This window comes from Microcoleus asticus IPMA8 (genome assembly GCF_013179805.1).
Taxonomy (GTDB): domain Bacteria; phylum Cyanobacteriota; class Cyanobacteriia; order Cyanobacteriales; family Microcoleaceae; genus Microcoleus; species Microcoleus asticus.
In genome coordinates this window covers 7297-19773 of the sequence record NZ_SRRZ01000126.1, presented here as the reverse complement: position 1 = coordinate 19773, position 12477 = coordinate 7297, and the positions used below count along the sequence as shown (strand labels likewise).

The following is a 12477-nucleotide window of genomic DNA, read 5'->3' as shown; positions in this document are numbered from 1 at the left end:
AGGGAAACTAACAGAGTGATGTTGTCAACGCCGATGACATAAACCGTGTCTCCCGGTGTGAGGGTGATTTGGCGATCGCACCGTGCGGGCCACCAGCTACCTTGGAAGCGGACGCGACCTGTTTGATTCGGGTAAATCGATTCATCAACGACTGCTTCTTCGTTGAAATAGTTAAAATTGGTGTTGATGTAGTTATCCATTAATAGATTGTTTCCTGTGCTGTAGGTGTGAGGAGAAAAAATTGAACCGAAAGCTTTTACTACGTTAAACATTTTCCTGACTCCTTTTGTGTTAATATATATCAAAGTTTAATCGGCTATTTCAAGCTATTTGAAAAGTAGCATTTCCTGGTTGAAATTGATTACCAGGTTGTTCATGCTCTGATTTAGTCTGCGGGAGCGAGGGAAACTAACAGAGTGATGTTGTCAACGCCGATGACATAAACCGTGTCTCCCGGTGTGAGGGTGATTTGGCGATCGCACCGTGCGGGCCACCAGCTACCTTGGAAGCGGACGCGACCTGTTTGATTCGGGTAAATCGATTCATCGACGACTGCTTCTTCGTTGAAGTAGTTAAAATTGGTGTTGATGTAATTTTTGATTAGCATATTGTTAGCTGTGCTGTATCCTTGGGTGGAGAAAATCGATCCGAAAGCTTTTACTACGTTGAACATGATATTTACTCCTGTTGTGTTAAAATATATGGATGTGTAATTGTGTGTTGATGCTATTTGAAAGGCTGCATTTCCTCGGTTGAGATTGATTGATTACCTAATATTTCATTGTTCTTGCCTTCCGTGGTTTTATCAGGATAAAAAGCAAAGAAATTTTGAAATGTTGAGGGGATTTGAGAAGCGGTTGCGGGGAGTCTAAATCCAGTAATTCCGAGGTATTGAATTAAGGATTTAGTGGTTGAGCCGTTGGTAGGATTTGCCTCAAGGGTAGATGTTGTTAGCTACATTAGAGATTGTCTGATTCCGCATTACTGCTGCTGTGAAGATGTTTTATTTTTGGGTTGAATTTTTGGGTTGATTTTTTTGATTGGGTTGTGACTCACTTGCTTTACACTTACTAATTTGCCAGGAGTCGAATATCTTTGGGGCGATCGCCAGTCCACTTTCCGAGTCTGGTACTGGCACATGACACTTTTCTACCTGCCAGCAACGATTTTGCAAAGGTTTTTGCCTACATATCGCGCTTGTAGCTGTGCCAATTTAGCTAACTGGACTACCGCGAACGGTGAATTATGAACTTACGCATTCTCGATCGCCCAATCCGGAATATCCATAAATATCTAGTCCGTAACTTACGCACCAAACCCCTAAAAACCCGGTTTCTGACACCCTGTGCGCCATTAGGAGCCCGTAAGCGGCTCGGTGATACAAGCAAGTAAAGTTGGGCACTAACCCGCCCTCCCGATGCGATGTTGATTTGTACCTACCTATTTAGGCATAGAAAATAGGCGATCGAGATTGACGCAGATATCACGAGGCGGTAGGAGTTTTTGATCGATGCAGCTCGATCGCACCCTGTTATACAATTATTGAACAGGTCGAACTTAAAATCCATTCATAAATTCAGAATCTTAAATTCATAAAAGTCATAATTATAGACAACCTGCTTGATACTGCATAATTGTTACAGGAATTTTGAATAAAGTTTTAGCTAATTGAGACAAACCGAACTTGAATTTAAGCGACTGCGGCAATTCTTGTCTGGAAACTTCTACGAAGCCAAAGCGAGTATAAAATGATGCGAGTCGCTTTCCCAAACATTCTAAATATAGCGGTTCTGTAGCTTGTTGAATTAAATATTTTGTGAGGTAGCTTCCCAAACCTCGATCGCGCCAATCTTTCGCCACCACCAAACTGCCCAATTCTTGCGCGCCCGCAAAGTTCCGCAACTGTCCGCAAGCTGCCAATTTTCCCTCGCATTCGATGACCCAGAATTGCTCCCAGCGCAACTGAGTTGGATCGAGTTTGGCGCTCCAAACTAACTTTCTAATTGATTTGATATCTCGATGTGAGGCTGGACGGAGGACGCATTGTGGCGGCAACGAAAAAGAACTTTCATTCATGATGATTCCTGTTGGCTGTCTCGTTTGGCTTGGGCTTTCAACATCCTTTCTTTTAACCGTGCATTTCTCTCGGCAATTTCGGGATTTCCCTCATACCAAGGCGGAACATCGTCATAATCGGGAATTCCATCATCTATCAAATAGCGCGCGTTGGGTTGCTTGGGATAACCTGCGGTCAATCCTCCAGTACAGATTGCAAATAAAGCTGTATTGTCAGCAGCTTTTAATGCTCTCTTTGCAGCGGGGGAAACTCTCACAATATCGCCGCCCTCAAGTGTCAATAGTTCCCCATCTACAACCATCAGGCCCTTGCCTTCAACTACAATATAAACTTCTTCTTGTTCTGCGTGGCTGTGAGTAAAGGTGTAGCCCTCGCCAGCCGGCAAGCGAATCAAGCCTAAAGCTACTCCTTGCAGATTTAGCTGTCGCCAAGGGTTGGTGAGTTGGGGCAAATTGTTAAAGTCAAAGTGAGCTTTAGTGAATTTATTGTTACTTTCAGAATCTAGTTCCATATTATGTATTTAAATAGAAGAGGCGTTACTGGAAATTATACCAGCTAGTCGCTTCAAAATGCGAAAAACTTCGTAAAGTTCATTTCCGGGATTCGCAATATCGAAAAGTTTAGAGACGGCATACTGCGGTGTGTCTCGTTTGGTCATTTTGATAAATCGAAAGCTGCTACCATTTGTCAGAAGCCCAAATGTTACTGGTTCTGAGCTGGGGTCATTCAGCATATAAAATAGTAACTGAGGAAGCCCAGCTTCAACGGAATATTGAGAGCGTTTGGCTTCGATCGCCACTACCCAAAAAGATTGCAGCAATAGCAGGACATCGATGCTGCCCCTGATAATTGTATCTTCATCTTCAATAGTCAGTTCCACCGATTTTTCTGCCTCTATGTGAAAGGGAGTCAAGTAGAAATCTGCTAAAAATAGCAAGGGAGCCAGTACCACCATTTTTACAGTATCTTCCAGCATCGCGTACTTTACACTGTTGATATAGCCTGCTTTTAGTTTGTCGAGCGAGCGCTTTTCTTCATCGGCAATTTCCGGTAAATGGTCAATCCACTCCCGGAAGAATTGCTCGTTTTCACAAAGTTTAAAATTAAATTTTGTTTCGACATCTAGCAGGGTCAGTGTTTTTGCTTGAATGCTTTGTGTCATAGTTTGATCTAGTTATTTATTAGTTGGTACGTATTGTAGCAGATCAACTGTCAATCGCCTCCCACAAAACCTCCGCGCCAAACCTTACGGGATCGGTACAAGGCAATCCCGTTTCTGCTTGAACTTCAGCTATTGCTAACAGCGCATCTGCCTCATTTAAGTGATGAGTATTGAGGGCGATCGCGCTCACTTTTCCCCCTGCAAAAGCACCCGCAGCAGCGGCAACCATTTCGTACAATTCAACCACTTTTGATAACTTGGGAAGGGATACGTGCGGGTGATGGCGAATGTTAGTTTGTCCGGCTCGGTGCGCTAAAATTAAGTGAGTTGGCTGCGAACCCCGCAACAGCGGCAGAGTCGCCGTCGAACCCGGATGCAATAGCGAACCTTGCCCTTCTACGTGCAGAATATCGCATTCAGAACCCAATTTTATCACCATTTGTTCGACAGCACCAGCCGCGAAATCAACTCGCACTGCATCCAAAGGAATGCCTTCATTTCCAATCATTAAACCCGTTTGTCCGGTTGCCAAAAATTTGGAACGCAAACCCCGCCGCAAGCAAGTGCGATTGAGTTCCAAACTGGTTGACATTTTGCCAACGCTCATATCTGTGCCGACAGTTAACACGCGGCGACAACTTAATTGAGCAGCAGCAGCAGAGGCGATCGCCCCTATGTTTTCCGGTTCCTGACGCACGTCCCAAATCCATTGATTTTCGGTTAACGGAACTGTTATCAAAGGTGCAATTTTTGCGTGCAAACCGTTGACAACTGACAAACCTGCTGCTACCGCTCGATTAATTTCTGGCAGCCATTCCGCAGGCAAAACACCGCCGGGAGTAGCGATACCAATTAGCAGAATATCCGGCGCAAGTTGCAGTGCTTCTGCAACGGAAGCAACTATCGGTACTTGTTGAGGAAGGCGAGTTAATTCAGGTAAAGATTGTCCGGCACATTGGCGGTCTATTACTGCTACAATTTGTGCTTCGCTGTAGCGCAAAAATGCTAAACCTGTTTTGCCGGAATGGCCGAGAATTCCCTCGTGCAGCAGGATGGCAACTTTGCCATTTTTGATCGGATAGTTTTTAGTCATTGGTTCACTTTTGAGACGGGCGATTTTAGATTTTAGCTTCAATCTAAAATCTAAAATCTAAAATTTAAAATCGATTGGGTGTTAGCTGTGATTTGGGATTACTCGTTCAAAGCATTCGGATCTTCTCCCAATTCTCGCAATCTGGCCTCTAGTCGCGAGGCTCGCTGGCGTTCCTGTTCCGCTTGCTGTTGAGCGAATTCTGCTTGTTGTTGAGCGGCTTCGGCTTGTTGTTGAGCGGCTTCGGCTTGCTGTTGAGCGGCTTCCTCCGGCAACAAAACTAAATTGCCAGATTCATCGAAAAAACGCACCCAAGTTGCTGTTTCTCGATCGACAATTCCTTCCCAAGTACCCAACCAAAAACCTAACGTTTCGCACCACAGCCAACCCCGCTCGTTGGGGACTAACGGCTGATAGCGCAGGGTGGCATCTAAACGCCATCCTTGCAAAGAATTAGGCTCGAAAGGATCGAAAACAAAGTAATCAGGAGTTCTAAAAACCTGCTCGTAAATATCCTTTTTTTTGCCTGTATCCTGATTTGCCGTTGACGGCGACAGCAGTTCCACAATGACATCCGGGTAACGTCCGTTTTCTTCCCAAACTACCCAGCCTTGTCGGGAAGTATTGCTGTCAACACCCAACACAGCGAAAAAATCCGGGCCTCGGAAATCCTGATTCCGAATCTGTTTAGCGCTGTAATAAATAAACATATTGCCACCGACAAAAAAATCGTTCCGGTTAGCTAAACCTTGTTCTATGGAACGGATTAAAACGGTCATTGCTATACGGTGGCGGTTGCTTTCCATTTCTGCACCATCATCAAAAATTAAATCAGTCGGCGGCTTGTGTTCTTCAAAGAAAAGCTTGGCTTCTCTATCAATTTGCTCTCCTATTGATTCCACTGGCATCATAGTATCTCCAGATTTGTTTTGAGCGATACTTCTATTCTACAATCTCAACTCGCCGCACTCCCAATCCCGATCGCCCGTTTGGCAGCAAACACCCATTTTCGACGATCGCACCGGTGAAAGGATCGTCTAATAAATTTAAGTGACTGTCCAAATCCAAATAGTCAGCTAGCGGTGAAAGTTGTGCTGCTGCTGTATTTGCGATCGCGCTATCTGAATAGCAGCCGAACATTACTTGCAAATTGCAGGCTTTTGCTGTGTGAATCATCCGCATTGCTTCGGTCAATCCGCCTGACTTCATCATTTTGATATTGATGCCGTGGACGCAGTGCGCTAACTTGGGTATATCGGAACTATTAAAGCAACTTTCATCAGCAAAAATTGGCAGGGGTGATTGACGGTACAGTTCTGAGAATTCATCCATATCGGCGACGGGTGAAAGCGGCTGTTCTACATAAGTTATCTGGTCTTTTTCCAGCCAGCAACACATCTCTGCTGCATCTTTTAAACTCCAACCGCCGTTAGCATCTACACTGATTTTAACGTTAGCGGGTGCTTCGTCTAGCACTGCTATTAACATAGCTTTGTCGGCTTCGATTCCTTCGGGATTTCCTAATTTAACCTTAACGGCGCGGTATTTGATGCTTCCTGGATCTGTCGCATCTTTGCCAAACCAATCGCGCACTCTTTCTCTTGCACCAGACGGCGAATTAATGCCGATTGTGACGGAGGTGGGGACGATGCGCGATCGATCTAATCCCCACATTTTCCACAGCGGCAAGCCTGCTTTTTTGCCCAGCCAGTCGTGCATTGCCATGTCGATGCCGGCGCGGGCGGCTGAGTGTAAGTTGACCTCTGTTAATACTTCTTCGATTTTTTGGCGATCGAACGGAGTAAACTTTTCTAGCAGCGGTACCACCTCCTGCAATGCCGCTAGCAGAATTTCGGTAGTTTGGGGCTTAGAACCTGTGGAAAACGGCGAAGCTTCTCCCCAGCCTTCGATGCCTTCGTGTGTTAATTTTACCCATAAATTCGTACTTTGGGCTGTTGTACCGCGGCTGATGGTAAGGGCAAACCGCTTGCGGACAGTGAAAGTTTCAATTTGAAGGTGCATTGTCAGTGATTGGTGATTTTTGGTAGATAAAAATCTGAGGGGGCGGATTGCGCCACTCTTGCGATTTTTTACTTTTTACTTTATAGTTTGATTTTGCTTGTTCTAGTTTATCAAAAATTTGATGAAATTCCTGATTTCTGTTTCGCCGAAGAGAGTTGCTTTCTCTCTTAGCATTTGGGTGCTCTTCTTTGCTATTGCTGGTTGCATCGTACAAGTTCTGCGGTACGGTTTTAACTATCAAGAACGCTGGATTAATTTGTTTAATTTAGACAGAGAAATAAATTATCCTTCGTGGTACTCGTCATTTACTTTGCTGTTTTGCGCGATTTTGCTAGGTATTATTGCTAGTGCTAAGAAGAAGCAGGGCGATCGGTATTTTGGACACTGGAAAGCGCTGGCGTTCATGTTTGTATTTCTTTCTTTAGATGAAATATTGAGTCTGCACGAAATATTAATTATTAACGACTTGCGAAAGGCACTGAATTTAGGGGGGATTTTTTACTTCATTTGGGTAATTCCTGGGGCGATTTTTGTTGCGATTACTGCGCTGGGTTATCTCAAGTTTCTCCTGCACCTACCCCGGAAAATAAGGGACTTTTTCTTACTAGCAGGCAGTATATATGTGGGTGGAGCACTTGGCATGGAAATGGTTACTGGCTATTATGCAGATGCGGTAACTAAACGAAACTTGATCTACGGTTTGATGGTTTGTGTTGAGGAAATTTTGGAAATGGTAGGGGTGATCGTATTTATCTACGCTTTGCTGTCTTACATCGGTTCCCATCTTGAAACTATTGATTTGCGCTTGAAGATATTGGATAATCCACAGAGGTAAAACTGACGCTCGACCAAGATTTTTAACGAAATTGAAATCGCAGACTTTATGGCTATCTACTTCTACACCACTGGCAGCGAATACGGCTGTTTTTCTAATTTTTCCAGTCAGGGATTCGAGTTAGACGGAGAATACTGGCCAACTACCGAGCATTATTTTCAAGCACAAAAGTTTCCCGCGACGGTTCACTGCGACCAAATTCGCCAAGCAAAAACACCGAAAGATGCAGCAAAAATGGGACGCGATCGCTCTCGTCCCCTCCGCAAAGATTGGGAAGAAGTAAAAGATGATATCATGGGAAAAGCCGTACTCCGCAAATTTGAAACTCATCCCGAAATTAAAGAAATTTTACTCGCTACTGGCGATGAGGAAATAGTCGAAAATGCTCCTAGTGATTACTATTGGGGTTGCGGCAAAGATGGCAGCGGCAAAAATAGGTTGGGACAGATTTTAATGGAAGTAAGGGAGATTTTGCGAAAACGCACCTCAGAGTAAAACCGAACTTAAATTTCCCACACTAAAGCAGGACTTATTTAATCCTAAGTCCTGCAAGGCTCCTCAGCGAGCATTGTCTCAATTTTCTTAAACACTGAACTTAAAAATCGGCCTGAGCAACTGTCAAAACCTGTGTCAATCTCGTCAGGCTGTTCTAGTAGAGGGTTTCGCCTCTCCTCAGAGACTGCGAAGCAGGGGAAACGGTAAAAACCCTGCAACACTTTTTTTGTTTTAACAACTACTCTTAACCGGAATTAACTTTTATCGTCGCAAGTACAGCATTCTTAACCAGTCGCCTCCCTGACACCGTTCTCCTGAGGTTGGCGGCTCACAGGTAAAACAGCAAAACACCTGTTCTGGTTAAAGTTTGTTTTTTATTTATGCTGTATCTTTACTATTGTGTCCGATTTGTGGAAAGTGTTAGCTGTTGTACAGAATTCTTTACAATTTTGATTTATTTGGATATAATCGCGCCACTCTGTCGCAGTTGCTGTTGAATTCGGTTAAATTCTTTTTGTTCTTCGCTTAGCAAATTATTGTCGATCGGCAATCGCATATCCCACTGCAATTCGGACAATAACAACAAACAGCCGGCCATAATTATTCCTGTGGTTAGATATTGCCAAGGTGCAACTAATGTTAATAGAGGTATGCTAAATAAATGAGTTAGTCCAATCAGGAGAAAAGTGCGTGATCGCAAACCGAGTCCCGTGCAAAAATAGCCGATCGCGCTCAACCCCAACCACAAATCGCACAGATGCAGCAGCAAACCTCCCCAACCGGCAAAAATACTGCAATCGGTCAGAACCAAACCAGTTATCATCAAAATCGCCCAAGAGTAAAGAATCCAGCTAACTCGCTCGACTCTTACCCAAAACAAAGTCAAAACAGCCATTACCGCAGTGCCAATTAGAGTCAAACTTGACCACAAAATCGCCTGAAAGCTCCAACTGATGGGGACAAACTGAGCGGTGAAAAAAATCCCGGCTGTCACCAAACCCCAAAGCAGAAAAGTTTGGTCGATGCGGGTATAAAGCCCTGAGAAAAGAGTAATATTTCCAATTTGCCAGCGGACTTGCAACAGGCCTTCGCGGTCTTGTACGTCGAGATGTTCCTGTTTGCAGCGGATTAGGGGTTCGGAGGCGTTGAAAAAGGTCATCCAGTGTTGGGGAAAGTATGAAGTTTTGTGTATTGTAACAAGTCTTAAAGCATATTTTTCAGATTTTTTCTTGTTCCCGAGTTCTGCCTGGGGACGCAGATTTGGAGGCTCTGTTTGCTGTTTTCCTCAGCAACCGAAGAGGCAGAGCCTCTAGATCTCGGTTCCCAGGCAGAGCCGAGGAAGCAGTTAATCGATTGACAGACGAGTTGCAATATACGTCAGATTTGACGTACAATAAAAACATCGTAGATTTTACATATAATTAAGGATACAAAATGAAAGCAAATCCAGGCGGAGAAATTGCCCCAGCAGAAGTCATGGGCAGAGACAAGCTCATTTCTGATTTGTGGGGGATTTTAGAACAGCAAAGTGTTATATTGAGTGCCGAGCGACGGATGGGTAAAACATCAGTAATTAAGAAGATGCGATCGGAAGCTACCGCAGATAAATTGGCGATTTATCGTGACTTAGAAAATGTTCGATCGCCCTTAGAATTTGTCGAGACAGTTTTTAACGATGTGGAAGAATATTTAAGCCGTTTTAATCGCACCGCCAAGAAAGCTCGCGCATTCCTCACTCAACTGGGAGGTACAGAATTTAGCGGTTTCAAGTTGCCCGACATTGCCGCTCCTCAGTGGAAAAATTTGCTGACTAAAACGATCGCAGATTTGGTAGAAAATCAAGACCGCACAGTCGTACTGTTTTGGGATGAAGTGCCGTATATGTTGGACAATATCGGCGATGAAGCGGCTATGGAATTGCTGGATACTTTGCGATCGATCCGCCAGATGTACCCGGCTGTCAGAATGGTGTATACAGGATCAATTGGCTTGCATCACGTCCTTTGTGCTCTCAGAAAAGCGGGCTATACAAACGACCCTACTAATGATATGTACGTCCAAGATGTGCCGCCACTATCTGTTAAAGATGCAACTAATTTAGCTCGCAAATTGCTTGAGGGCGAAAATATTGATACACCGGATATCCAAGGAACTGCGGTTTTTATAGCCGATGAATTAAGTAATATTCCTTTTTACATCCACCATTTAATTGCTAAACTCAAGCTGCGCGGTGGTTCAGGGGACATTCCAGCTATTAAGGAAATCATTGCTGAGTGTTTAGATGACCCGCTGAATCCCTGGAAAATGGAATATTATCGGGAGCGAGTTGATAGTTACTACGATGACAAACAGCGTCCTTATGCCCTGAATTTGCTCGATATTTTGGCGGCGGGTGAAGGGTCTTTGTCATTTGATGAGTTGTTTAACGGTATCAAGCAAGAGTCGGAAACTCAAGACAAGGAAATGACGAGGAAAGTTTTAAGGCTTTTGGAGCAGGATTACTATATTTATAAGAAAGATAGCAGATTTCAATTTCGCTATGCGCTGATTAAAAAATACTGGAAATCCTTAAGATGTTGATAATCTTTTTTTATCGTTCGCAGTTAAACGTTAAACATTGAGTCCGGCAGGGGTTCAAACCCCTGCCTCAAAGCTTAAGTCTTCGCTATGAGGACTAATACAAAATCCGAGACTACTCGTCTACTCTTTCTACTCGTTACCAGTTACAGACTACTAATGAGCTCTTCAGTCCTCATAGCGAGGACTTTCGCTATGAGCTAGGGAATTAATTCTCTGGCGGACTGGCGGACTGGCCGACTAAATAACCAACAAAATTAATCCATGAAAAACACATTAATCTCTCGATTTACTCCAAGCTTGATGGCACCAGAAACTCTCGAAGCTATCCTGGTACAGCGTCACGCACTGGCCAACTATTTAGTAGATAAAATCCGAGAGAGCGCGCTAACAGCTAACAAGCATTTTCAACTGCTAATCGGGCCGCGCGGCATAGGGAAAACTCACTTAGTTTCTGTGATTTATCACCGCGTTTGTAAGATGGAGGATTTGCAGGATAAATTGCTCATTGCATGGTTGAGAGAAGAAGAATATGGGATAGCATCTTTTTTAGATTTATTAATTGCAATATTGCGCGCCATTGGTAAAGAATATCCGGTAGAATATCGAACCCAGTTACACGATGCTGTCGAAGGGCTTTATGAGTTGTCGTCGGAGGATGCTGAATCTTTAGCGGCACAATTGTTGAGAGATTTTATTGGTCAGCGCGTTTTGCTGTTGATTGTGGAAAATTTGGATGATGTATTTGGCGGGTTGGGCGATATCGGACAAAAGCAGTTTAGGGCTTATATTCAAAATTATTGCTTTTTGACTATTTTGGCAACTTCCCAAAGTTTGTTTGATGGAATTGAATCGCGCGATCGACCTTTTTACGGCTTTTTTTATCCTCATAATTTAAATGAATTAGACCTAGATGATGCTGTAGCTTTGTTACATCAGATTGCTAGCTTGGAAGGGAAAAGCGAGTTAGCATCTTTTATTCAAAATCCAACGGGAAGAGATCGCATTAAAGTTGTGCATTTCCTTTCTGGTGGCAGTCCCCGCATCTATATGGTTTTCTCGGATTTCCTGGTGAACAGCGAATCTCTAAATAAACTCGTGGAAACATTTATGGCGATGCTGGACGATTTAACGCCGTATTACCAGGATCGGATGAAATATATCTCAAATCAGCAGCGCAAAATTGTTGATTTTTTGGCTGATTTGCGCCGCGCGGCCCCGGTAAAAGAAATTGCCAAACGCTGTTTTATCTCTCACCAAACTGCATCAAGTCAACTGAAAGAGTTGCGGGAAAAAGGTTATGTGAAAAGTGAAGAAATCGGGCGGGAGTCTTGGTACGAATTGCGGGAACCGCTGATGCGTTTTTGTTTGGAAGTGAAGAAGCAGCGCAATGAACCGATTAGATTATTTGTGGATTTTTTGCGGGTTTGGTATACGCGGGAAGAGTTGCAGCAGCGATTGGGATTGAGGATGGCGGATGTTGATTTTGCGGACAAGGAAAGTTATTTTGAGTATCGGCAAAATTTGGAACCGATTCCGTCTGATGCTGTGATGGAACGAGAATATTATAGGCGGGCGCTGGAGGCTAGTGATAGAAATGAGGAAGATCCGCTTTTGAAGGCTTATTATGATGAAATTGAATATTGTCGCGAACAGAAAGACGATGTTTCTGCTTTAGCATATGCGGAAAAATTGGTAGCAAGTCGCGGGGAGGCAAGGGATTGGTCGGTAAAGGGATACTTCTTAAATAGGATGAAACGGTACGATCAAGCTTTGGAGTGTTTAGACCAAGCTATTGAAAAGGACTCTAACTATTCGAAAGCCTTGGCTATTCGAGGCAATGTACTCGACAACCTCAAACGCTATGATGAAGCTTTAGCATCTTTTGATCGGGCGATCGCACTTGACGATAATGATAAGTTATCTTGGCGTAACCGAGGCAATGTACTCGACAACCTCAAGCGCTATGAAGAAGCCTTAGTATCTTTAGATAAAGCGATCGCGCTTGACGCGAATGATAAGTTAGCTTGGTATTGGCGAGGCATTGTACTCAACAACCTCAAACGCTATGATGAAGCTTTAGTATCCTTCGATCGGGCGATAGAACTTGATGCCAATTATAAGTTAGCTTGGCGTAACCGAGGCAATGTACTCGACAACCTCAAGCGCTATGAAGAAGGATTAGCATCCTTTGATAAAGCGATAGAACTTGATGCCAA

13 protein-coding genes are annotated in these 12477 nt (G+C 43.9%); 4 read left to right on the top strand and 9 right to left on the bottom strand.

Annotated features, from left to right (window positions below; all coding sequences use genetic code 11):
• The 8 genes from E5S67_RS25780 to E5S67_RS25745 all read right to left on the bottom strand — a co-directional run.
• The coding region (locus tag E5S67_RS25780; RefSeq protein WP_172191384.1) for an NfeD family protein at positions 1-272 on the bottom strand (272 nt) is incomplete at its 3' end.
• Between the two features lie 113 nt (positions 273-385).
• A complete protein-coding gene (locus E5S67_RS25775; RefSeq protein WP_172191372.1) occupies positions 386-673 on the bottom strand; it encodes an NfeD family protein in 288 nt (95 codons plus the stop codon).
• 932 nt (positions 674-1605) lie between these two features.
• On the bottom strand, positions 1606-2076 hold the full coding sequence (locus tag E5S67_RS25770; RefSeq protein WP_172191370.1) for a GNAT family N-acetyltransferase: 471 nt from the start codon (positions 2074-2076) through the stop codon (positions 1606-1608).
• Positions 2073-2588: a cupin domain-containing protein gene (locus E5S67_RS25765; protein WP_172191368.1), complete on the bottom strand. Its 516-nt coding sequence runs from the start codon at positions 2586-2588 to the stop codon at positions 2073-2075. Before E5S67_RS25765 ends, E5S67_RS25770 begins: the two co-directional genes overlap by 4 nt.
• A gap of 9 nt (positions 2589-2597) precedes the next feature.
• Entirely contained in the window at positions 2598-3239 is a 642-nt protein-coding gene (locus tag E5S67_RS25760; protein WP_172191366.1) for a type I restriction endonuclease, read from the bottom strand.
• A gap of 43 nt (positions 3240-3282) precedes the next feature.
• Entirely contained in the window at positions 3283-4332 is a 1050-nt protein-coding gene (locus E5S67_RS25755; RefSeq protein WP_172191364.1) for an N-acetyltransferase DgcN family protein, read from the bottom strand.
• 98 nt (positions 4333-4430) lie between these two features.
• Positions 4431-5237, bottom strand: a complete 807-nt coding sequence (locus E5S67_RS25750; protein ID WP_172191382.1) for a Uma2 family endonuclease — start codon at positions 5235-5237, stop codon at positions 4431-4433.
• A 34-nt stretch (positions 5238-5271) separates the two neighbouring features.
• Positions 5272-6351: a dipeptide epimerase gene (locus E5S67_RS25745; RefSeq protein WP_172191362.1), complete on the bottom strand. Its 1080-nt coding sequence runs from the start codon at positions 6349-6351 to the stop codon at positions 5272-5274.
• Positions 6352-6472: 121 nt separating this feature from the next.
• Here E5S67_RS25745 and E5S67_RS25740 point away from each other — a divergent pair, with 121 nt between their 5' ends.
• Both E5S67_RS25740 and ybiA read left to right on the top strand, forming a co-directional pair.
• Complete coding sequence (locus E5S67_RS25740; protein WP_172191360.1) at positions 6473-7186, top strand: hypothetical protein; 714 nt, start codon at positions 6473-6475, stop codon at positions 7184-7186.
• A 48-nt stretch (positions 7187-7234) separates the two neighbouring features.
• A complete protein-coding gene (gene ybiA / locus E5S67_RS25735; protein WP_172191358.1) occupies positions 7235-7681 on the top strand; it encodes a riboflavin biosynthesis intermediates N-glycosidase in 447 nt (148 codons plus the stop codon).
• Positions 7682-8135: 454 nt separating this feature from the next.
• Here the strand turns inward: ybiA and E5S67_RS25730 are convergent, their stop codons facing one another.
• The gene (locus tag E5S67_RS25730) at positions 8136-8840 is read right to left on the bottom strand and encodes a hypothetical protein (protein ID WP_172191356.1); all 705 of its coding nucleotides are present in this window, start codon (positions 8838-8840) and stop codon (positions 8136-8138) included.
• A 275-nt stretch (positions 8841-9115) separates the two neighbouring features.
• Here E5S67_RS25730 and E5S67_RS25725 point away from each other — a divergent pair, with 275 nt between their 5' ends.
• Both E5S67_RS25725 and E5S67_RS25720 read left to right on the top strand, forming a co-directional pair.
• A complete protein-coding gene (locus E5S67_RS25725) occupies positions 9116-10261 on the top strand; it encodes an AAA family ATPase (protein WP_172191354.1) in 1146 nt (381 codons plus the stop codon).
• 261 nt (positions 10262-10522) lie between these two features.
• The coding region (locus tag E5S67_RS25720) for a tetratricopeptide repeat protein (protein WP_246276986.1) at positions 10523-12477 on the top strand (1955 nt) is incomplete at its 3' end.